At 73.2% G+C, this 20,813-nt stretch carries 16 protein-coding genes; 13 read left to right on the top strand and 3 right to left on the bottom strand.

Features of this window, described 5'->3' with window-relative positions:
* Positions 1-30: 30 nt before the first annotated feature.
* The 13 genes from ACFYXV_RS30645 (at position 31) to ACFYXV_RS30585 (ending at position 14,910) form a co-directional block, all read left to right on the top strand.
* Positions 31-1,515 (top strand): aldehyde dehydrogenase family protein, encoded by a 1,485-nt coding sequence (locus ACFYXV_RS30645; RefSeq protein WP_385474733.1) that lies wholly within the window; start codon positions 31-33, stop codon positions 1,513-1,515.
* An 86-nt stretch (positions 1,516-1,601) separates the two neighbouring features.
* The gene (locus ACFYXV_RS30640; protein ID WP_389384635.1) at positions 1,602-2,216 is read left to right on the top strand and encodes an NADPH-dependent F420 reductase; all 615 of its coding nucleotides are present in this window, start codon (positions 1,602-1,604) and stop codon (positions 2,214-2,216) included.
* Between the two features lie 2 nt (positions 2,217-2,218).
* Positions 2,219-2,809 carry a (2Fe-2S)-binding protein gene (locus tag ACFYXV_RS30635; protein WP_389384634.1) on the top strand — a complete coding sequence of 197 codons (591 nt, stop codon included), beginning with the start codon at positions 2,219-2,221 and terminating at the stop codon, positions 2,807-2,809.
* Between the two features lie 5 nt (positions 2,810-2,814).
* The gene (locus tag ACFYXV_RS30630) at positions 2,815-5,220 is read left to right on the top strand and encodes a xanthine dehydrogenase family protein molybdopterin-binding subunit (protein ID WP_389384633.1); all 2,406 of its coding nucleotides are present in this window, start codon (positions 2,815-2,817) and stop codon (positions 5,218-5,220) included.
* Entirely contained in the window at positions 5,217-6,041 is an 825-nt protein-coding gene (locus tag ACFYXV_RS30625) for an FAD binding domain-containing protein (RefSeq protein ID WP_389384632.1), read from the top strand. The genes ACFYXV_RS30630 and ACFYXV_RS30625 overlap by 4 nt, the downstream gene beginning before the upstream one ends.
* A 27-nt stretch (positions 6,042-6,068) precedes the next feature.
* Complete coding sequence (locus tag ACFYXV_RS30620; RefSeq protein WP_385471128.1) at positions 6,069-7,331, top strand: MFS transporter; 1,263 nt, start codon at positions 6,069-6,071, stop codon at positions 7,329-7,331.
* Positions 7,328-8,842 (top strand): ATP-binding protein, encoded by a 1,515-nt coding sequence (locus ACFYXV_RS30615; protein WP_389384631.1) that lies wholly within the window; start codon positions 7,328-7,330, stop codon positions 8,840-8,842. The genes ACFYXV_RS30620 and ACFYXV_RS30615 overlap by 4 nt, the downstream gene beginning before the upstream one ends.
* A 17-nt stretch (positions 8,843-8,859) precedes the next feature.
* Positions 8,860-9,201, top strand: a complete 342-nt coding sequence (locus ACFYXV_RS30610) for a nuclear transport factor 2 family protein (protein WP_366105134.1) — start codon at positions 8,860-8,862, stop codon at positions 9,199-9,201.
* A 128-nt stretch (positions 9,202-9,329) separates the two neighbouring features.
* Positions 9,330-9,977, top strand: a complete 648-nt coding sequence (locus ACFYXV_RS30605) for a TMEM175 family protein (RefSeq protein WP_383347617.1) — start codon at positions 9,330-9,332, stop codon at positions 9,975-9,977.
* 71 nt (positions 9,978-10,048) lie between these two features.
* Positions 10,049-11,374 (top strand): IS701 family transposase, encoded by a 1,326-nt coding sequence (locus tag ACFYXV_RS30600; RefSeq protein WP_389384630.1) that lies wholly within the window; start codon positions 10,049-10,051, stop codon positions 11,372-11,374.
* Positions 11,374-12,513, top strand: a complete 1,140-nt coding sequence (locus ACFYXV_RS30595) for an XdhC family protein (RefSeq protein WP_385471133.1) — start codon at positions 11,374-11,376, stop codon at positions 12,511-12,513. Before ACFYXV_RS30600 ends, ACFYXV_RS30595 begins: the two co-directional genes overlap by 1 nt.
* Before the next feature lie 166 nt (positions 12,514-12,679).
* The gene (locus ACFYXV_RS30590; protein ID WP_385471135.1) at positions 12,680-14,122 is read left to right on the top strand and encodes a GuaB1 family IMP dehydrogenase-related protein; all 1,443 of its coding nucleotides are present in this window, start codon (positions 12,680-12,682) and stop codon (positions 14,120-14,122) included.
* A 209-nt stretch (positions 14,123-14,331) separates the two neighbouring features.
* On the top strand, positions 14,332-14,910 hold the full coding sequence (locus ACFYXV_RS30585) for a sigma-70 family RNA polymerase sigma factor (RefSeq protein WP_385471137.1): 579 nt from the start codon (positions 14,332-14,334) through the stop codon (positions 14,908-14,910).
* Here the strand turns inward: ACFYXV_RS30585 and ACFYXV_RS30580 are convergent.
* Genes ACFYXV_RS30580 through ACFYXV_RS30570 form a run of 3 tightly spaced genes read right to left on the bottom strand, consistent with a single transcriptional unit; the run spans position 14,850 to position 20,731 of the window.
* Entirely contained in the window at positions 14,850-17,699 is a 2,850-nt protein-coding gene (locus tag ACFYXV_RS30580) for a LuxR C-terminal-related transcriptional regulator (protein WP_389384629.1), read from the bottom strand. The two genes, ACFYXV_RS30585 and ACFYXV_RS30580, sit on opposite strands and share 61 nt — an antisense overlap.
* Before the next feature lie 45 nt (positions 17,700-17,744).
* A complete protein-coding gene (locus ACFYXV_RS30575; protein ID WP_389384628.1) occupies positions 17,745-18,980 on the bottom strand; it encodes a sensor histidine kinase in 1,236 nt (411 codons plus the stop codon).
* Positions 18,977-20,731, bottom strand: coding sequence for a cation acetate symporter (locus ACFYXV_RS30570; protein ID WP_389384627.1), 1,755 nt, complete (start codon positions 20,729-20,731; stop codon positions 18,977-18,979). Before ACFYXV_RS30570 ends, ACFYXV_RS30575 begins: the two co-directional genes overlap by 4 nt.
* Positions 20,732-20,813: the final 82 nt, after the last annotated feature.

The following is a 20,813-nucleotide window of genomic DNA, read 5'->3' as shown; positions in this document are numbered from 1 at the left end:
CGCCCCCGCATCCGACACCGGAAGGCAGCCATGACCAAGCGCGCGCTCAGCGACCAGCCCTTGGCCAACCCCGGGAAGCTGTTCATCGGCGGCACATGGGTCTCGGCCCAGGACGGCCGTACCGAGCCGGACATCAGTCCCGTGGACGGGCAGGAGATCGTACCGGTGGCCCAGGCCGCCGCCGCCGACGCGGACGCGGCCGTGGCCGCCGCCCGCGCGGCGTACGAGGAAGGTCCCTGGAGCAGACTCTCCGCCCAGGAACGCGCGCTGCGGCTGAACCGGGTCGGTGAGCTCATCGAGCGCGACCTGGAGGAGATCGCCCTGCTGGAGACGGTGGACATGGGCAAGCCGTTCGCCTTCTCCAGCACGGTCGACGCCCCCATGGCCGCCCAGCTCATGCACTACTACGCCGGCGCCGTCACCCGGGTCGACGGCTCCTCGCGGGCCCCGGCCGGCGGGCAGCTCGCGTACACCCTGCGCGAACCGCTGGGCGTGGTCTGCGCCATCACCCCGTTCAACTTCCCGCTCCTGCTGTCGATGACGAAGATCGCACCGGCGCTGGCGGCGGGCAACACGGTCGTCCACAAGCCCTCGCCGGCCACCCCGCTCACCGCGCTGAAGATCGCCGAGCTCTTCCAGGAGGCGGAGATCCCGGACGGCGTGCTGAACGTCATCACCGGTCCGGGCGTGGAACTGGGCGAGACCCTCACCGGGCACCCGGACATCGACAAGATCGCCTTCACCGGCTCCACCGCGGTCGGCCAGACGATCATCCGCAAGTCGGCCGGCACCCTGAAGAAGGTGACGATGGAGCTCGGCGGCAAGTCCGCCAACATCGTCTTCGCCGACGCCGACCTCGACGCCGCCGAAGAGCTCGCCTTCTTCGGCATCTACTACAACAAGGGCGAGATCTGCACCGCCGGCTCGCGCCTGCTGCTCCAGCGCCCCATCCACGACGAACTGGTCGAACGGCTGGTGAGCCGGGCCGCCGCCCTCAAGCCCGGCGACCCGCGCGACCCGGAGACCCTGTTCGGGCCGCTGGCCCACCGCGGCCAGTTCGAGAAGGTCAGCTCGTACATCGAGGTCGGCGAGAAGGAAGGCGCGATCCTGCGCACCGGCGGCACCGGCTGGACCCCGGAAGGGGCCTCCAGCCAGGGCCTGTACTTCCTGCCGACGATCTTCACCGGCGTCGACAACGGCATGCGGATCGCCCAGGAGGAGATCTTCGGCCCGGTCCTGTCGATCATCCCCTTCGACACCGAGGAAGACGCGATCCGGATCGCCAACGACAGCGCGTACGGGCTCGCGGCGGGCGTCCACACCAAGGACCTCCGGCGCGCCCACCGGGTGGCCTCCCAGATCAAGGCCGGCACGGTCTGGGTGAATTGCTACAACCAGTACGACCCCTCCGTGCCGTACGGCGGCTACAAGGCCTCCGGATACGGGCGCGAGTGCGGACCGGAATCCCTGGAGAGCTACACGCAGACCAAGTCGGTCTGGATCGGCATGGACTGAGCGACGGCCCACTGACCGGCTGACCCACTGACCGGCTGACCGACTGACGACTGACCGAATCAGCGATCGACCGAGTAGGAGCGGCAATGCGCACAGGCATCATCGGCACCGGGCGGATCGGTTCCACCCTCGCGCGGATCCTGGTGGCGGCCGGGCACGAGGTCTTGCTTGCCAACGCCCGCGGCCCGCGGTCCCTCGGCCCCCTGGTGGCCGAACTGGGCCCGGCGGCCTCGGCGGCGGACCCCGCCGAGGCCGCCGACCAGGCCGAACTGCTGGTGCTGATGGTGCCGTACGCGAGCGTCCGCGGACTCCTCCCGTCCGCGGCCGTGCGGGACAAGGTGCTGGTGGACGCCACGAACGCGTTCAACGGCGGTGGCAAGCCCGCCGATCTGGGCGGCCGCGCCTCCAGCGAACTCGTCGCCGAGTGGTATCCCGGCGCCCGGGTCGTGAAATCCCTGAACACCATGCATTTCGAGACTCTTGCCGTCGCCGGTACAGCGGAGGGCGAACGCCTGGCCCATTTCACGGCGGGCGACGACGAGAAGGCGAAGGAAATCGTCGCGGGAATCATCGCGGATTTGGGATTCGCTCCCGTCGACACCGGCCCGCTGCACTCCGGGGGAATTCTCCAGCAGCCCGGCGGGCCCCTTTTCAACCGGCCGCTCACGGAAGCGCAGGCGCTGGCATGGATCTCTCACTGAATGTGAACGGAAGACCCGAGCAGTTCGCGGCGGAGCCGAACGAACTGCTCGTCGAACGGCTCCGCGACGGCCTCGGGCTGACCGGCACCAAGGTCGGCTGCGACACCGGACAGTGCGGCACCTGCGTCGTCCAGCTCGACGGACGCTCCGTCAAGAGCTGTCTGATCCTCACCGCCGCCGCCGCGGGCTCCCGCGTGACCACCATCGAGGGCGTCACCACGCGCGGCGGCGAACTCAGCGGACTCCAGGAGGCCCTGCGCCAGGAGCACGGGACCCAGTGCGGGTTCTGCACCCCCGGCATGGTCATGGCCCTCGGGGAGCTCGTCGAGAACACCGCGGACCGCGAGGCGCCCACCGAGCCCGAGATCCGCGAGTGGCTCACCGGCAACCTGTGCCGCTGCACCGGCTACCACAGCGTCGTACGGGGCGTGCAGCGCGCCTGCTCCGCCGCCCGGACCGAGATACCCGCGGAGATCAGCGGCGCCGCCGCCGTCTCCGCGCCCGCAGGGTCCGGGTCCGCATCCGAGCCCGCGCCGGCGTCCGTGTCCGCCTCCGCCTCGGCGTCCGCGTCCGCGTCCGGCAAGGAGGTGTGAGGGAGATGACCGCAGTGACGGGGGAGGCACCCCTCCAGGGATCGGGCGTACTGGGCCGGCCGATGGACAGCCGCGAGGACCCGCAGCTGCTGCGCGGCGAGGCGACGTACGTGGCCGACGTCAACCTGCCCGGCACCGCCCACATGGCGATCCTCGGCAGCCCGGTGGCCCACGCGAAGATCCTCTCCATCGAGACCAAGGCCGCGGAGCAGATGCCCGGCGTGCTGAAGGTGGCCACCGCGGCCGACTTCACCGACGTGATGCCGCTGCCCTGCATCTGGATCCCCGGCGGGGTCGAGAGCCACTTCCCGCCCCACCCGTACGGGCTCCCCGGCGCCCGCCCGGTCCTGACCGGCGACGCCGTCCGCCACGTCGGCGACCCGATCGCCGTGGTCGTCGCCGAGACCCCGCGCCAGGCCACCGCCGCGCTGGCCGCCATCGCCGTCGAGTACGAGCCGCTGCCCGTGGTCACCCGGGCCGACGCGGCGCTCGCCGAGGGCGCGCCCCAGCTGCACGAGGCCGTACCGGGCAACCTGAACGCGTACTGGACCTGCGGCGACAAGGACCGCACCGAGGCGGCCCTCGCCGAAGCCGAGGTCAGGGTCGAACTCGACCTGGTCAACCAGCGCACCATCAACAGCCCCATCGAGCCGCGCGGCGCCGTCGGCGACTACAACGCCGCCACCGACGAGTACACGCTGTACTCCTCCACCCAGGGCCCGCACAACCACCGCTTCCTGCTCTCCGCGCTGGTCCTCGGCATCCCGTTCAACAAGCTGCGGGTGATCGCCCCCACCGTCGGCGGCAGCTTCGGCACCAAGGGGTACCTCTACCCCGACATGGCGCTGGTCCTGCTGCTCTCCAAGGCGCTCGGCCGGCCCGTGAAATGGGTGGACACCCGCACCGGGCTGATGAACTCCACCGTCCAGGGCCGCGACCACCGCCAGCACGTGGTGCTCGCCGGCACCCGCGACGGCCGGATGACCGGCCTGTGGGCCACCAGCCACGCCAACCTCGGCGCGTACCCCTCCACCATCGGCCCCGGTGTCGCCACCGCCCTCATGGGACGCTCCATCAGCGGCATGTACGACATCCCGGCGGCCTTCTGCGAGGTGTACGCCGCCTTCACCAACACCGTCCCGCTCGGTGCCCAGCGCGGCAGCGGGCGCGCCGAGGCGGCCTTCCTGATGGAGCGGCTCGTCGACCGGTTCGCCTCCGAGATCGGCATGGACCCCGCCGCCGTGCGGCGCAAGAACCTGGTGCCGAACGAGAAGTTCCCGTACGACAACGGCCTCGGCTGGACCTACGACTCCGGGGACTACCAGACCAACTTCGACAAGGCGATGGAGCTCTCGGGCTACGCCGACATGCCCGCCCGCAAGGCCGAGGCCCGCACCCGCGGCAAGCGGCTCGGCGTGGGCATCGCCACCTACGTGGCGATCTGCGGGGTCGGCCCCTCCACCCGGATGTCCCAGGAGGGCATGCTCGGCGGCACCTGGGAGAGCGCGAACATCCGCGTCAACCCGACCGGCGAGGTCACCGTCACCGTCGGATCGGCCTCCACCGGCCAGAGCCACCACACGATCTTCGCGCAGGTCGCCGCGGACGAGCTGGAGATCGACCCGGCGCTGATCCAGGTGTACCAGGGGGACACGCTCAGGGCCCCTTACGGGCAGGGCACGTACGGCTCGCGCTCCTACAGCATGGCCGCGCCCGCCGTCGCCCTCACCGCCCGCAAGATCAAGGCGAAGCTGGTCAAGGCCGGAGCCGTGTTCCTCGGCGTCCCCGAGGAGAAGGTCGTCTACACCGGCGGCACCGTCCACGAGGAAGGCAACGAGGAGAACGCCAAGAGCTTCTCCGACCTGGCCATGGCCATGTGGTACGGCTGGGGGCTGCCGCACGAGATCGAGCCCGCCCTCGACGAGACCACCCACTTCGACCCGCCGGACTTCAACTACCCCTTCGGCACGCACGTGGCGGTCGTCGAGGTCGACGAACTCACCGGTGAGACCGCGGTGGTCGCCTACACCGCCGTCGACGACGCCGGCAACATCGGCAACCCGAAGATCGTCCTCGGACAGATCGAGGGCAGCATCACGCACGGCCTCGGCCAGGCGCTGATGGAGGCCGCCGTATACGACGAACAGGGGCTGCTGCTCAGCTCCGACCTCACCAAGTACGCCCTGCCGCGCGCCGCCGACGTGCCGTTCTTCACGCTCGGCAAGACCACCACGCCCAGCCCGCACAATCCGCTGGGCGCCAAGGGCGCCGGCGAGATCGCCACCGTCCCGCCCGCCGCCGCCGTCGTCAACGCGGTCGTCGATGCCCTGTCCGATCTGGGCGTACGGCACATCGACATGCCGCTCACCCCCGAGAAGGTCTGGCGCCGCCTGAGAGGGGAAGCCCAGTGATCCTCACCGAGTTCGACTACGTCCGGCCCGTCGGCCTCGACGAGGCACTGGCCCTGCTCTGCGGCACCCGGGGCGCCCGGGTGCTGGCCGGCGGCCAGAGCCTGCTGCCCGCCCTGCGCACCGGCGAGGAGAGCGCCCGGCTGCTCGTCGACGTACGCCACCTCGAAGAGCTCCGCGGCATCGAGCGGAGCGCCGACGGGATCCGGATCGGCGCGCTGACCACGCTGGCCGAGCTGGCCGCCCACACGGTCGTCCTGGCCGAGGCTCCCGAAGTGGCGGCCGCCGCCCGGGCCAACGGGGACCCCCAGGTCCGCAACCTCGGCACCGCCGGCGGCAACCTCGCCGCCGGAGGCCGCGCCACCGACCTGTCGGTCGCGGCCGTCGCCGCGGACGCCCGGGTCGAACTGGCCGGACCCGGCGGGCGGTGGACCGTGCCCGCCGAGGAGTTCGCGGACTCGGGTGTACCGGCCGGGGCCGTGGTCACCGCACTGCTGGTGCCCGCCGCCGGGCGGGCCGCCGCCTTCGAGAAGACCGCAGACCGGGCCACCCTCTACCCGGTCTGCGCCACCGCCGTACGGATCACCCCCGGCGGGCCGCGCATCGCGGTCACCGGGGCCACCGCCCGCCCGCTGCGGCTGCGCGGGGTCGAGGACCGGCTGCGCGCGGGCCCGTACACCACCGAGGCCGTGCTCGCGGCCTTCCGCGCCGAGCCCAGGGAGCTGTTCGTCCCCGGGCGCGGCACCTCGGCCGAGTACCTCGGCCACCTCGCGGGGGTGCTCGCCGCCCGCGCGCTGCAGAGGGCAGACCAGGCCCTCGCCTGAACCGCCCACCACGGGGGAGTTGACGCAGTGGCCGAATTGTCCAGGACGACCACGGGGGTACCGGCCGGTCCGGCCGCCGAGGCGGCCGCGGCCCCCAGAGGCTCCGGCTTCTGGGTGGTCGGGGCGGTGCTCGTCCTGCTGATGCTCTCCTCGTCCGTACCCTCCGCCCTCTACGTGCTCTACCAGCAGAGATGGGGTCTGTCCTCCGGCATGATCACGGTGGTCTTCGCCCTGTACGCCGTCACCGTGCTGATCGGGCTCCTGCTCTTCGGTTCCCTCTCGGACACCTTGGGCCGGCGCCCCGTGCTCGGGGGCGGCCTGGTCCTGGCGATCGTCTCCATGGGGCTGTTCGCCGGGGCGCAGGGGCTCGGGCTGCTGCTCGCCGCCCGCGCCGTACAGGGGCTCGCGGTGGGCCTGGCCACCGGCGCGATGGGCGCCGCCCTGCTCGAACTGGCCCCGCGCTCACGGCCGGCGCTCGGCGCCCAGGTCAACAGCGCGGGGCCGACGGTGGGGATCGGGCTCGGCGGGATCGGGGCCGGGCTGCTCGTCCAGTACGCGCCCGCCCCGACCGTGCTCAGCTACCTGCTGCTGGTCGCCGCCTTCGCCGTGACGTTGGTGGGGGTGCTCAGGATGCGTGAGAGCGCTCCCGAGGCGCGCTCCGGCGGCCGGATGCGGATCAGTGCGCGCCGCATCCACGTTCCGGCCGCCGTCCGGGGCCGCTTCGCCGTCCTCGTCCTGACCATCGTCGCCGTCTGGTCGGTCGGCGGCTTCTACCTCTCGCTCGGGCCGCACCTGGCCCTCTCCCTGCTCGGCAGCTCCAACTACCTGGTCGGCGGGGCCACCGTGGCCCTGCTCGCGGGCGCGGCCACCGCGGCCCAGCTCCTGCTGGGCCGCGTCGAGGCCCTGCGTACGGCGGTCTTCGGCCTGTGCGGGCTGCTGGCCGGGCTGGGCCTGGTCCTGCTCGCGCTCGGACTGCGCTCGGCCCCCGTGTTCCTCGTGGGCACCGCGGTACTCGGCGGGGGCTGGGGCGCGGCGTTCCTCGGCTCCTTCCGGGCGCTGAGCACGCTGGCCGAGCCGGCGCACCGCGGCGAACTGACCGCCGCCGTCTACGTCTTCGCGTACCTCGCGATGAGCGTGCCGGCGGTCCTCGCCGGAATGCTCACCAACATCCACGGTCTGCACCGCACCTCGGTCGGCTTCATGGCCGCCGTCGCCGGGGTGTGCGCGCTGGCCCTGTTCGTCACGCTGCGGCTGGCCGCCCGCACCCGGGCCGAAGGGAGCACCACATGAAGGCTGCCGACATGAGCACCGCGGAGCTGCGCCCGGCCCTGCTCGGGCTGGAGATCTTCGCCGGGCTCACCGAGGACCAGCTGGACTGGCTGGTCTCCGTCTCCGAGCCCCGGGTGCTCGCCGACGGGGAGGTCCTCTTCCGGGACGGCGAGGAGGCCGACGGCTTCCACGTCCTGCTCGCGGGCGGGCTCGTCGTCACCAAGGTCGTCGACGGCCGGGAGGAGGTGCTGACCCGGCACTCCACCGAGGAGGAGAGCGCCGCCGCCGAGGATCACGACGGCAAGCCCTCCGCCGCGCACCGCTTCACCGGCGAGCTGCCGCTGCTGACGGACGGGTCCTACGTGGCCACCGCCGCCGCGAGCGGCCCGGCGACCACGGTCGTGGCGTACCCGAAGCCGGTGTTCTTCGAGATGCTGACCCGCTGCCACGGGGTGGCGGCCGTACTGATTCCCGTACTGGCCTGGCGGATCAAGTCCTCCGAGGTGCAGGCCCGCAAGCGGGCCACCGTCGAGGCGCTCGGCACCCTGGCCGCCGGGCTCGCGCACGAGCTGAACAACCCCGCGGCCGCCGTGGCCAGGGCCGCGCAGGAGCTGGCGCCGGCCCTGGAGGGCCTCACCCGGACCGCCCAGGCCTGGGGCGCCGCCGCGACGGGCGCGGAGCGCTCCGTGTTCGACCGGCTGGCCGAGGAGCTCGACAAGCTGCCGCCGCCGGCCACCACCGACCCGTTCGCCCAGGCCGACGCCGAGGAGGAGATCGCCGACTGGGCCGAGGAGGCGGGCACCGAGCGGCCCGGGCTGCTCGGCTCCGGGATCTCGGACCTCGGGCTGGAACTGGGCTGGCTGCTGGAGCGGCTGGAAGGGGTCCGGGAGCCGGCCCTGCCCGCCGCCCTGGACCACCTCGCGGCCCTGCTGGAGATCCGCTCGCTCGCCGCGGAGCTGCGTGCGGCCGGTCCCAGGATCTCCCAACTCGTCGCCGCCACCCGCGATTACGCCAATCTCGACCGGGCACCCGAACAGCGCTTCGCGGTGGCCGACGGGATCGAGAACACGCTGGTCGTGCTGCGTGCCAAGCTCGCCGGGATCGCCATCGTGCGTGAGTACGAACCGGACCTGCCCGAACTGACGGGCTATCCCAGCGAGTTGAACCAGGTGTGGACCAACCTGGTCGACAACGCGGCCGAGGCCATGGAGGGCGCCGGCACCCTCACCCTGAGGGTCCGGGCCGAAGGCGTGTGCCTGGTCGTGGAAATCACCGACACCGGCCGGGGCATCCCCGAGGACTCCCTGCCGCGGATCTTCGAACCCTTCTACACGACCAAGGACGTGGGGAAGGGCACGGGCCTCGGACTGCACCTCAGCTACCGCATCGTGACCCAGCGGCACCACGGCTCGATCACCGCCCGCTCGCGTCCCGGCGAGACCCGCATGGTCGTCCGGCTGCCGCTCACCACGGCCGCCGCCTGCGCCGAAACACCTGATGAGCCCAACTCCGACAGCACCACCACCCGTTGAAAGAGATTGGAGTCGACATGGCCAAGTACGACATCTCCAAGCTGCACCCGGTGTTCGTCCGCCAGATGGACGCCCTGGCCGCCCTGGACATCGAGGCGGTGATGAAGAACTACACCGACGACGCGGTGCTGGTGCGCTTCGAGGGCGCGTCGGTCGGCATCGAGGCCGTGCGCGAGACGTTCACCGGCTACCTGACGGTGAAGCCGACGCTGGTGGAGCTCCAGGAGTACATCGAGACCGACGACACGATCTTCTACCGCGCGATCATGAACCTGAACGGCGAACCGGAGCACGCGTTCGGGACACTCGTGGTCCGCGATGGCCGGATCTGGCGCCAGACCGCCGGTTTCGGCGGCTGACCAACGATATCTGGGTAGCGTGTGCGGGGAGGGCGAAGGCAGCGCCCTCCCCGTACGTACAAGCTCCTGCGGCGACCGGGACGGTGCCGGCGCGAACGCTTGACTTGTGAAATGGCAAAGGGGAGGTCATGGAACGAGAAACCGGACGTGTCGAGGCATTCAGTGACGGTGTATTCGCCATCGTCATCACGATTCTTGTCCTGGAACTAAAGGTTCCGGAGGAAAAGGGATCGGACTTCTGGCACGGGGTGGCGCAGCAGTGGCCGCATTACGCCGCATACGTGGTGAGTTTCCTCATCATCGGCGTGATGTGGGTGAATCACCACACCATCTTCAGCCACCTGAAGCGGGTCGACCGGCCGCTGTTGTTCCTGAATCTCCTGGTGCTGATGGTGGTATCGGTGATTCCGTACACCACGACCGTGCTGGCCGAGCACCTCGTCGAGGAGGGCGGCTCCGCCAACGCCGCCGCGGTCCTCTACAGTTCGGTCACCGTCGCCTACGCGCTGGCGTTCCTGGCCTTCTGGTGGTACGTCACACGGGTCGGCCACCTGTTCCACGAGCGGGTGGACAGGGACGGCGCCCGGGCCACCCGCGTGCGCTTCGGCCTCGGTGCCGTGGCGTACCCCATGACCGTCCTCCTGTCCTTCTTCTCCGCTCCTCTCACTCTCGCCGCGCACTTCCTGATCGCGCTCTACTATGCGGCGAACCAGATCCCCATCCCCCTCGTGGTAGAAGAAGAGCGGCTCGAATCTGCGAGCGACCTCAGGAAGTAGCCGCCGGGGCCTACGGCCGCTCAGTACGGTCAAGTAGGGTATTGGATCTAGTGGTCGCGGGGGAGGCCCAGATGGCTCGCGTAGTCCTGCCGGAGGAATCCGCCAAGGAAATCTCCGAATTGATCGACGTCCTGATCTCTCTTTTCTTCGAGTCCTTACCCCGGCGGGACCAGCGAAACTGGGCCCGCGTTTATCTCAACGGCCTCGTGCGGACCAGTGGGAAGAAAACAATCCGTAACATCGCCGGAACGGGCGCGAGCTCCGTCGAGCAGAGCCTCCAGCAGTTCATCAGCAAGTCCCCCTGGGACTGGACCCCGGTGCGCCGCTCCCTCGCGCAGTACCTCGAACGCACCGCCCAGCGCCCGCTGGCCTGGGTGGTCCAGCCCATGGTCATCGAGAAGGCCGGCGACCGCTCCGTCGGCGTCGGCCGGCAGTTCGTCCCCCAGCTCGGCCGCACCGCCAACTGCCAGCAGGCCAGCGGCATCTGGCTCGCCTCCAGCGAGGCCAGCTTTCCCGTCGAATGGACCCTCACCCTCCCCGGGCCCTGGACGAACGAGCTGATGCGCCGCCGGCGGGCCGGCATCCCCGACACCGCCCGCTCGCTCACCCCCGCCCAGGACGCCGTACACGCCGTCCAGCGGATGGCCGCCACCTGGCAACTCCAGCGCCGGCCCGTGGTGATGGAGGTCGCCAACAGCGACATCCCGCAGAGCATCGAGTCCTTCGCCCTGCAGGACATCCCCTTCGTCTTCAAGGTGGACGGCTCACTGCCCGTCTCCTTCGGCGGCGCCGGCCGCCACAAGCCCGGACCGCACACCGCACCCGCCCGCGAACTCATCGACTCCCTGCGCTCCCAGCGCCGCGTCGTCGAATGGACCCGGCACGGCCGCGCCGAAGGGGCAGTGACCCTGCTGACCTCGGCCGCCATCCTCGCGACCCCCGGCGAGGACCGGCCCGTCCCGATGCCGCCCACCCCGCTGCTGCTCGTCGGGGCCTGGACCGAAGCCGCCCTGCTGCCCTCCGAGTTCTGGATCACCAACATCGGAGACCGGCCGCTGGCCCAGCTCTTCCTGCTCGCCAAGCTCACCGACCGGGTGTCCCTTGACTTCACCGAGACCTGCGAACCCGTGGGCATCCGTGACTTCGAGGGCCGCTCCTTCCGCGGCTGGCACCACCACGCCACGCTCGCGAGCGTCGCCCACGCGTCGAAACTGCTCAGCGCCCGGGGCCGGCTCCCCGACGGATACCCCGGCGCCGGCCGGCCCGACATCGGCGCGGGCCCGGCCGTCCGGCCGCGCACCGGAGCGCCCGCTCCCCTCCCGCGGACCGGCCCTCCGGTACTGCCGCCGCGACCGCTGATCCCCGGCCAGAGCGCGAGACGCGAGTACATCCGCTGATGCTCGACATCGCCGAGGAACTACGCGCGTGGTGTGCCGCGCACCGGGAATTCGCCCTGGCCACCGTGGTCGCCGTCACCGGCAGCGCGCCGCGCGGCCCGGGCGCCTCGCTCGCCGTCGACGCCGGCGGCACCGCGCTCGGCTCCATCTCCGGGGGCTGCGTGGAATCCGCCGTGCACGAGCTCTGCCTCGACGCCATCACCTCGGGCGAGGGCGGCCTGCACCGCTTCGGGTACAGCGACGACGACGCCTTCGCCGTCGGCCTGACCTGCGGCGGGATCCTGGACGTGCTGGTCACGCCGGTACGCGGGCACGATCCGGTGCGGCCCGTCCTCGGCTCCGTGCTGGAAGCCGCCGCCGGCGGGGGCCGGGCCGCGCTGGCCCGGGTGGTCTCCGGCCCGCCGCCCCAGCTCGGCCGGGCCCTCGCCGTCCATCCGGACGGATCGTACGAGGGCTGCCTGGGCGGGGGTGCGGCCCTGGACCGGGCCGCCGCCGTGCACGTACGGGACCTGCTGCTGGCCGGGCGCACCGGGACCGCCGAACTCGGCACCGCGGGCGGCCTGTGCGGGCAGCCGCTGACGCTGCTGGTCGAATCGGCCGCCGAAGCGCCCCGCCTGATCGTCTACGGGGCCATCGACTTCGCCTCCGCCCTCGCCCGGATCGGGGCCTTCCTGGGCCACCGGGTCACCGTCTGCGACGCCCGGCCCGTCTTCGCGACCCCGGCCCGCTTCCCCGACGCCGACGAGGTGGTCGTGGACTGGCCGCACCGCCATCTGGCCGCGGAATGGGAGGCCGGACGGGTGGACTCCCGTACGGCGGTCTGCGTCCTGACCCACGACGCCAAGTTCGACGTACCGCTGCTGGCCCTCGCCCTGCGGCTGCCCCTCGGCTACGTCGGCGCCATGGGATCGCGGCGCACCCATGCCGCGCGCGAGCAGCGGCTGCGCGAGGAGGGGGTGCCGCAGTCCGCGCTCACCCGGTTGCGCTCGCCCATCGGGCTGGACCTCGGAGGCGCCACCCCCGAGGAGACGGCCCTGTCGATCGCCGCCGAATTCACGGCCGCCCGGTACGGAGGATCGATCCTGCCCCTGGCGCACCGGCCCGGTCCGGTGCATCGTGAGAGGACCAAAGTCCCGTAGGAAAAGCCGAGGGTCCCGTAGGAACAGACCATGGGGCCCGGTATGTCCTGGACGATCGGCCCGGGCGGCATGAAGCGCGGGCCATGGGAGAATGAAGTACGTGCGTTTCCCCGGCCGCCCGTCGGGGCCGCAGCCGGATCCTTCGATCGACTGGGATGTTCAGCACGTGCGTTTCCTCAATGACCAGAAGCCGCCGTACGACCTGACGTACGACGATGTATTCATGGTGCCGAGCCGTTCCGCGGTCGGTTCCCGTCAGGCCGTGGACCTCTCCTCGCCCGACGGCACCGGCACCACCATCCCGCTCGTCGTGGCGAACATGACCGCCATCGCGGGCCGACGCATGGCCGAGACGGTCGCCCGCCGCGGCGGCATCGTGGTCATCCCGCAGGACATCCCGATCGAGGTCGTCACCGACGTCATCTCCTGGGTCAAGACCCGCCACCACGTGCTCGACACCCCGATCACCCTGGCGCCCACCCAGACCGTCGCCGACGCGCTGTCCCTGCTGCCCAAGCGGGCCCACGGCGCCGGTGTCGTCGTCGACGCCGACGGCCGCCCGGTCGGCGTGGTCACCGACCACGACCTGACCGGCGTGGACCGCTTCACCCAGCTCTCCGAGGTCATGTCGAAGGAGCTCCTGCTCATCGACGCCGACATCGACCCCCGCGAGGCCTTCAACAAGCTCGACGCCGGCCACCGCAAGCTGGCCCCGGCCGTCGACAAGGACGGCAAGCTCGTCGGCCTCCTGACCCGCAAGGGCGCGCTGCGCGCGACCCTCTACACCCCGGCCACCGACGCCGACGGCAAGCTGCGCATCGCCGCGGCCGTCGGCATCAACGGCGACTTCGTGCAGAAGGCCAAGCAGCTGCTCGACGCGGGCGTGGACACGCTCGTCATCGACACGGCCCACGGCCACCAGGAGTCGATGATCAACGCGATCAAGGCCGTGCGCGCGCTGGACCCGCAGGTCCCGATCGTGGCGGGCAACATCGTGGCCGCCGAGGGCGTCAAGGACCTCATCGAGGCCGGCGCCGACATCATCAAGGTCGGTGTGGGCCCCGGCGCCATGTGCACCACCCGCATGATGACCGGCGTGGGCCGCCCGCAGTTCTCCGCGGTGCTGGAGTGCGCGGCCGAGGCCAAGAAGTACGGCAAGCACGTGTGGGCCGACGGCGGCGTCCGCCACCCGCGCGACGTGGCGATGGCGCTGGCCGCCGGCGCGTCGAACGTGATGATCGGCTCCTGGTTCGCGGGCACGTACGAGTCCCCGGGCGACCTCCAGCAGGCCGCCGACGGGCGCTTCTACAAGGAGTCGTTCGGCATGGCGTCGGCGCGCGCCGTGCAGAACCGCACCAGCGAGGAGTCCGCGTACGACCGGGCCCGCAAGGGCCTGTTCGAGGAGGGCATCTCCACCTCGCGGATGTTCCTGGACCCCTCCCGCCCCGGCGTCGAGGACCTGATCGACTCGATCATCGCGGGCGTCCGCTCGTCCTGCACCTACGCGGGCGCGGGCTCCCTCGCGGAGTTCGAGGAGAAGGCCGTGGTCGGCGTCCAGTCGGCGGCCGGCTACGCCGAGGGCAAGCCGCTGCACGCCAGCTGGAGCTAGTCCCCGCTCTTCCGGTGGCCCCGGGCCCGTCCCTCGCGGACGGGCCCGGGGCCACCGGCGTTCCGGGGGACCGTGTGACCGTTCCCGGGGACCGTTCGGCGTGCCGTTCGACCGGTCGGCGCAGGTGGCGGGCGGATACGCCATGCGGCGGATAACTCCGGGCGCAGGCTCCGCCACCCTCAGGTCATCCGACCCGGAAGGGGCACCCCGTGACGACCACCACCCTCTGCCGCCGCACCGACGCCCACGCCCTCGCGCGCCTGCACAGCGAGCACGGCAAGGCCCTCTACGGGTTCCTCCTCGGCCTCACCTTCGGCGACCGGCACCGCGCCGAGGACCTTCTCCAGGAGACCCTCTTCCGTGCGTGGAAACACCCCGAGGTGCTGGAGAGCGACCACGCCTCCCTGCGGCCCTGGCTCTACACCGTCGGCCGGCGCCTCGCCATCGACGCCCGCCGGGCCCGCCGGGTACGCCCCGCCGAGGTCGGGCCGGACGCCCTCGACGCCCACGCGCCCGCCGCCGAGGACGGCACCGAGCAGGCCGTGACCGTCCTCGACGTCCGTGAGGCACTGAGATCGCTCAGCCCGGAGCACCGCGCCGTGCTCGTGCAGATCTACTTCCGCGGCGCCTCGGTGTGCGAGGCCGCCGAGGCGCTCGGAGTCCCCGCCGGGACCGTCAAGTCCCGTACGTACTACGCCCTGCGGGCCCTGCGCGAGGCCATGCCCGGCTACGGGCCGGTCCCCGGCGCCGGCGCAGCCTCCGGTCCCGACCGCCGCGTCGCCGCCTGAGCCGCCACCGCCGCCCGCGAGCGGACCTGGAGCTTCGCCAGGATGTGCGAAACGTGCGTCTGGACCGTCCGGGCGGACAGGAACAGCGCGCTCGCGATCTCCGGATTCGAACGCCCCTGCGCGACGAGCAGGGCCACTTTCAGCTCCGCCGGAGTCAGCGCCTCCCACCCGTTCGCCGCCCGCCGCCGCGCCGAGCGGCTGCCGCGCCGCACCCCCAGGCTCCGCAGCCGGGCATCGGCCCGCGCGACGTCCCACCGCGCGCCCAGGTCCTCGTACGCGGCCACCGCCTGCGCCAGCGCCGACCGGGCCGCCGCCAGATCGCCGTGCCAGGCCCGGGCCACCGCCAGGTCCTCCCACGCGTGGCCGAGCACCAGCGGCCGGCCGCCGCGCCGCGCCCGCTCCAGCGCCCGCTCCAGGAGCTGCGGGTCCTGCGCGAACAGCCCCTCGCAGCGCAGCAGCGCCAGAGCGGGCCCCGGGTACTCGGCCAGCGCCGCCGCCGTACGCCCGCAGGCCGCCACCGCCGCCCGGGCCGTGGCCGTGTCCCCGCACTCCAGGGCCAGCCGGACGATCTCCGACAGCATCCAGGGGCGCTCGTACGCCCTCGTCTCGTCCGGACCGTCCGCGAGCGCCGGCAGCAGCTCGCGCACCGCGTCGGCCGGGCGGCCCGCCCGCTCCGCCAACAGGGCCCGGGCCAGCAGCACGTGCCCGCTGTAGCGGCGGGCCGCCGGGGCCTCGAACGCGGCCGGCGGGAGCCGGGCGAGCTCGGCCCGAGCCGCCTCGCGCTCGTCCCGGTGGCCCTGAACGAGGGCCCGCAGCCCGTGCACCACCACGGGGAGCCAGCCGTCCGAGACGGGCAGCCCGTCCGCCCGGTCCACGCCGGCGAGCGCCGCGTCCCAGTCGCCGAGCCGGTAGTCGAAGGCGGCCTGCAGGGCCTCCGTCACCACCAGCCGGCCCGTCGAACGGGTGGCCAGCGCCAGCTCCCGCGCCTCGCGCAGCGCCGCCGCGACCGGCTCGGGCTCGTCGAACCGCTCATGGCCCTCGGCCTGGTTGGCCAGGAGGAGCAGCCGCATGTCGTTGGCCTCGGGGCCGCGCCGGGCGCAGGCGATCCCCTCGGCGACGTGGCGCAGCGACTCCCGGCCCCGGCCCAGGTGGAACAGGGCGAAGGCCATCGCGTGGTGGGCCTCCGCCCCGCACAGCGGATCGCCCAGCCGGGCCGCCTCCGCCACCACCGGTACGGCCAGGGCGCGGGCCCGTGCCGCGGAACCCAGTTCGGCCAGGGACAGGACCCGGCAGGCCTCCAGCCGCAGGCGCAGCGCGGGGGAGGGGACCGGCTCCGCCAGGGCGTCCTCGGTGACGGCCAGCGCCTTCCCCATGTCCCCCTGGATCATCAGCGCCGATACCAGCTTGAAGGCCAGCGCGGCCCGGGCCCCGGGATCCGCGGCCCGCTCGTGCAAGGTGGCCAGCAGCTCCGCCGACTCGGGGCGGCGCAGCATCAGGGCGGCGTCCGCGAGGCTGCCCTCCAGGGTCTCCAGTGCGTCCAGCGCCTCCCGGTCGGCGCGGTCCGCCTGCCCGACGGCCCGCTCCAGCAGTTCGGCGGCGGCTCCGGGCGCCGCCGCGATCAGGGAGGGCGCCGAGTCCGCCAGCCACTGCACGGCCCGGCGGTCCAACGCCCCGCCCGCGAGGAGCTGTTCGGCCGTGCGGGCCGGATCGTGCCCGGCCCCGGCGAGAGCCGCGGCGGCCTCCTGGTGCAGGGCGGAGCGGGCGGCCCGGGGCAGTTCGGCGTACAGGGCCCGGCGCAGCGCGGGATGCCGGAAGCGCAGCTGTTCGCCGGTGTCCTCCAGCAGCCCGGCGAGGAGCGGCTCCTCCAGCTCGGCCAGCACCTCGCGCGCGGGCCTTGCCCGTACGAGGGCCAGCTCGCGGGGTGTGAAGGCGGGCCCGAGCAGGGCGGCATGGCGCAGGGTGGTGTAGGCGGAGCGGGAGAGATAGCCGAGGTTCTGGGGAAGGGAATCGGGCGGCTCGGGCAACTCCGCTTCGGGCACGACGAGTTCCGCCACGGCGTCACCGGTGATCTCGATGAGGGGGGACCAGTGCGCGGCCAGCTCGCGCAGCAGGGCGGGGTTGCCGCCCGCCTGCGCCGCGGCCCGGCGCAGGCGCGGCCCGGGGGGCGCGCCCAGTACGTCGCGGAGGAGCTCGGCCGACTCCGGCCCGGTCAGCGGCTCCAGCCGGACCGCGCGGCCGCCCGGGGCCGCGGTCAGCCCGGCGCACAGCTCCTCCACCTCGGGGCGCCGGGGCAGCGGTCTCCGGGTCGCGGCGAGCAGCAGCGGCAGCCGGTCCGCCAGCCGGCCCAGGCGCCGCCACAGCAGCAGGCTGGCCGGATCCGCCCAGTGCAGATCGTCCAGCACCAGCAGCACCGGGCCGCGCGCGCACCACTCCCCGACGCCGCTCACCAGCAGGTCCGCGGCCGCGAGCCACGCCCCGCCGGGCTGCTCCGCCTCCCCGGCCTCGCGGAGCAGGGCGATCACGGCCGCCCGGCTGGAGCCCTCGGGGTGCAGGCAGTCCAGAGCGGCCCGCAGCGGCAGCTCCGCGGTGAACGGCTCGGCGGCCGCGCAGCGCACCCGGAAGCCCAGCGCGGCCGCCTCGGCCAGCGCCTCGCCCGCGTACGCCGTCCGGCCGGCGCCGGGCTCGCCCTCCACGAGCAGGCGGCCGCCGCGGCCCCGCGCTCCGCCGCGCACCCAGTCCCGCACCCAGTCCCGCAACCCGTCCCGCTGCCGTTCCCGCCCGACCCGCACGCGGCGAACCTCCCAGACTGTGCCCCGGCTGCCGCCGGGGCGTGGTCAGTACCGGGGCGGCTGCTGACCGGGCCATGAACTATGCACGCCCGCACGGTACTTGGGAATGCGCAGGGAGATCTTCATGCCCGCGCCGACACCCGTCTCGATCACCGGGCCGTAGGCGTCCCCGTACACCTGGCGGATCCGCTCGTCCACGTTCGTCAGCCCGATGCCCGACGAGGAACCGCCCCGCTCGCCGGCCAGGATCCGGCGCAGCACGGCCGGATCCATGCCGACCCCGTTGTCCTCGATGGTGATCAGCGCCTCCGCGCCCGCGTCCCGGGCGGCGATCGTGATCAGGCACTCCTCGGTGGAGTCCTCCAGCCCGTGCTTGACGGCGTTCTCCACCAGCGGCTGGAGGCACAGGAACGGCAGCGCCACCGGCAGCACCTCGGGGGCCACCTGGAGCGTCACCTTCAGCCGGTCCCCGAACCGGGCGCCGGCCAGGGCCAGGTACTGCTCGATGGAGCGCAGCTCCTCGGCCAGCGTGGTGAACTCGCCGTGCCGGCGGAAGGAGTAGCGCGTGAAGTCGGCGAACTCCAGCAGCAGGTCCCGGGCCCGTTCCGGATCGGTGCGGACGAACGAGGCGATCGCGGCGAGGGAGTTGAAGATGAAGTGCGGGGAGATCTGCGCGCGCAGCGCCTTGATCTCCGCCTCCATCAGGCGGGTGCGCGAGCGGTCCAGCTCGGAGAGCTCCAGCTGTACGGAGACCCAGCGGGCCACCTCCGTCGCGGCCCGCACGAGCACCGCGGACTCCCGGGAACCGTAGGCCACGAGGGCGCCGAGCACCCCGTCCTCGCCGGTGAGCGGGGCGAACACCGCCCATTTCAGCGGGCAGTCGGGGCGGGTGCACTCGGTCCGCACGCTCATGCTGCGGCCGGAGTCCAGCATGACGGCGACCCGGGCCATCGCCCGCCGCTGGTGGTGGTCGGCGCCCGGCCCGTCCCAGGCCAGCACGGACTGGCGGTCGGTGAGGCACAGTGCCTCCGTGCCCAGCAGCGAGCGCAGCCGTCTGGCGGCCTTGCGGGCGGCGTCCTCGGTGAGCCCGGCGCGCAGCGGGGGAGCGGCCAGCGAGGCGGTGTGCAGGGTGTGGAAGGTGGCCCGCTCCACGGGGGAACCCAGGTCCGGGCCGCTCGCCCGCTCGCCGCGCCGGGCGTGCCGGAGGCCGCCGGCCCAGCCCAGGCCCAGCAGCAGGGCCGCGCCGGCGACGGCCAGCGCCGTGAGCAGTGCTCCGGTCACGGAGCACCGCCCGCGCGGGTGCCGGGGCCGGAAGCGGAGCCGGCCCCCGTCACGCTCTCCGGCAGGTGCAGCCGGGCCAGGGTCGCCGCCGTGCCCGCCGGGATCCGCGACCGGGTCGCCAGCGATACGAGCACCATCGTCAGGAAGCCCAGCGGCACCGACCACGCCGCCGGCCATGCCATGAGCGTGTGCGTCCAGCCCGCCGGCGGCAGTCCCGCCCGGGTCGCCAGCACCGCGCCCAGCGCCGCCCCGCCCCCGGTGACCAGCCCCGCCACCGCGCCCGGCGGGGTCAGCCCGCGCCACCAGATGCCCAGCACCAGCAGCGGGCAGAAGGACGAGGCCGACACCGCGAAGGCCAGCCCCACCGCGTCCGCCACCGGCACGTCCGACAGCAGCACGCTCCCGCCCAGCGGCACCAGCACCGCCACCAGCACCGCCACCCGGAAGGTCCGTACCCCGCGCGCCGCCAGGACGTCCTGGTGCAGCACCCCGGCCACCGCCATGGTCAGCCCCGAAGCCGTCGACAGGAACGCTGCGAAGGCGCCCCCGGCCACCAGAGCCCCCAGCAGATCCCCGAGTACCCCGCCCACCATCCGCGCCGGCAGCACCAGCACCGCCGCGTCGGCGTCCCCCGTCAGTGCGAGCTCCGGCGCGTAGGTCCGGCCCAGCACCCCGTACACAGGTGGCAGCAGGTAGAAGCAGCCGAGCAGACCGAGCACCACCAGCGTGGTGCGCCGCGCGTCGCGGCCGTTCGGGCTCGTGTAGAAGCGCACCGCCACATGGGGCAGCCCCATCGTGCCGAGGAAGGTGGCCAGCACCAGCCCGTACGTCGCGTACAGGCCGAGCGCCGGCCGGCCCCCGTCCCTCGCCTGCGACCAGCGCGCGGTGTCGCCCCCGGAGGCCGCCCGGGTCCGCGGGACCACGGTCTGCGGGGCGAACTCCAGCCGCGCCCCGCCCCGTACGGCGTGCTCCCCCGGCTCCAGCGTCAGCGCGGCGGCGGTGTGATCGCGTCCGTCGACGCGACCGGTGACCTTCAGCGCCAGCGGCTCGTCGAGGGAGAGCCGTACGTCCTCGGCCAGCGTGACGGCGGTGTGCTCGCGGAAGACCGCGGGGGCGTCGAAGGAGGCGCGCGGCGCTCCGTCCCCGGCCCACGCGGCGAGCAGGAAGAAGGCGGGCACCAGCAGGGCGGTGAGCTTCAGCCAGTACTGGAAGGCCTGGACGAACGTGATGCTCCGCATCCCGCCGGCGGCGACGGCCGCGATCACCACGAACGCGACGACCACCCCGCCCACCCAGTGCGGGGCGCCGGTCAGGATCTCCAGGGTCAGCCCGGCGCCCTGGAGTTGCGGCAGCAGGTACAGCCAGCCCACCCCGACGACGAACAGCACCGAGACCCGGCGCACCGTCAGCGACTCCAGCCGGGCCTCGGCGAAGTCCGGCAGCGTGTACGCCCCCGAGCGCCGCAGCGGCGCCGCCACCAGCGCCAGCAGCACCAGGTACCCCGCCGTGTAGCCGACCGGGTACCAGAGCATCTCGGGCCCCTGGAGCATCACCAGTCCGGCCACCCCGAGGAAGGAGGCCGCGGAGAGGTACTCCCCGCTGATCGCGGCCGCGTTGAGCCGGGGGCCCACCGTCCGCGAGGCGACGTAGAAGTCGGAGGTGGTCCGCGATATCCGCAGCCCCAGGGCTCCGACCAGCACCGTTACCAGGACGACGACGGTGACCGCGGTCAGCGCGTACGTCTGGTTCACGGCTCGGTCCTCATCGCCCGGGGGAGGGGGTACCGGAGTCTACGCACGCCCCCGGACCCGGCAACAGACGCGAACCGGGCCG

It is taken from the genome of Streptomyces sp. NPDC002181, from assembly GCF_042890485.1.
In the GTDB taxonomy this organism is placed as follows: domain Bacteria; phylum Actinomycetota; class Actinomycetes; order Streptomycetales; family Streptomycetaceae; genus Streptomyces.
The sequence above is the reverse complement of the archived record's forward strand: the minus strand, read 5'-3'. Positions and strand labels throughout refer to the sequence as shown.

What these genes read in the sequence shown, in the direction of transcription:
- ACFYXV_RS30600 (WP_389384630.1), top strand. Translation starts at nt 10,049, where the DNA reads ATGGCTCGCGTAGTCCTGCCGGAGGAATCCGCCAAGGAAATCTCCGAA.
- ACFYXV_RS30645 (WP_385474733.1), top strand. Translation starts at nt 31, where the DNA reads ATGACCAAGCGCGCGCTCAGCGACCAGCCCTTGGCCAACCCCGGGAAG.
- ACFYXV_RS30610 (WP_366105134.1), top strand. Translation starts at nt 8,860, where the DNA reads ATGGCCAAGTACGACATCTCCAAGCTGCACCCGGTGTTCGTCCGCCAG.
- ACFYXV_RS30640 (WP_389384635.1), top strand. Translation starts at nt 1,602, where the DNA reads ATGCGCACAGGCATCATCGGCACCGGGCGGATCGGTTCCACCCTCGCG.
- ACFYXV_RS30630 (WP_389384633.1), top strand. Translation starts at nt 2,815, where the DNA reads ATGACCGCAGTGACGGGGGAGGCACCCCTCCAGGGATCGGGCGTACTG.
- ACFYXV_RS30605 (WP_383347617.1), top strand. Translation starts at nt 9,330, where the DNA reads ATGGAACGAGAAACCGGACGTGTCGAGGCATTCAGTGACGGTGTATTC.
- ACFYXV_RS30615 (WP_389384631.1), top strand. Translation starts at nt 7,328, where the DNA reads ATGAAGGCTGCCGACATGAGCACCGCGGAGCTGCGCCCGGCCCTGCTC.
- ACFYXV_RS30595 (WP_385471133.1), top strand. Translation starts at nt 11,374, where the DNA reads ATGCTCGACATCGCCGAGGAACTACGCGCGTGGTGTGCCGCGCACCGG.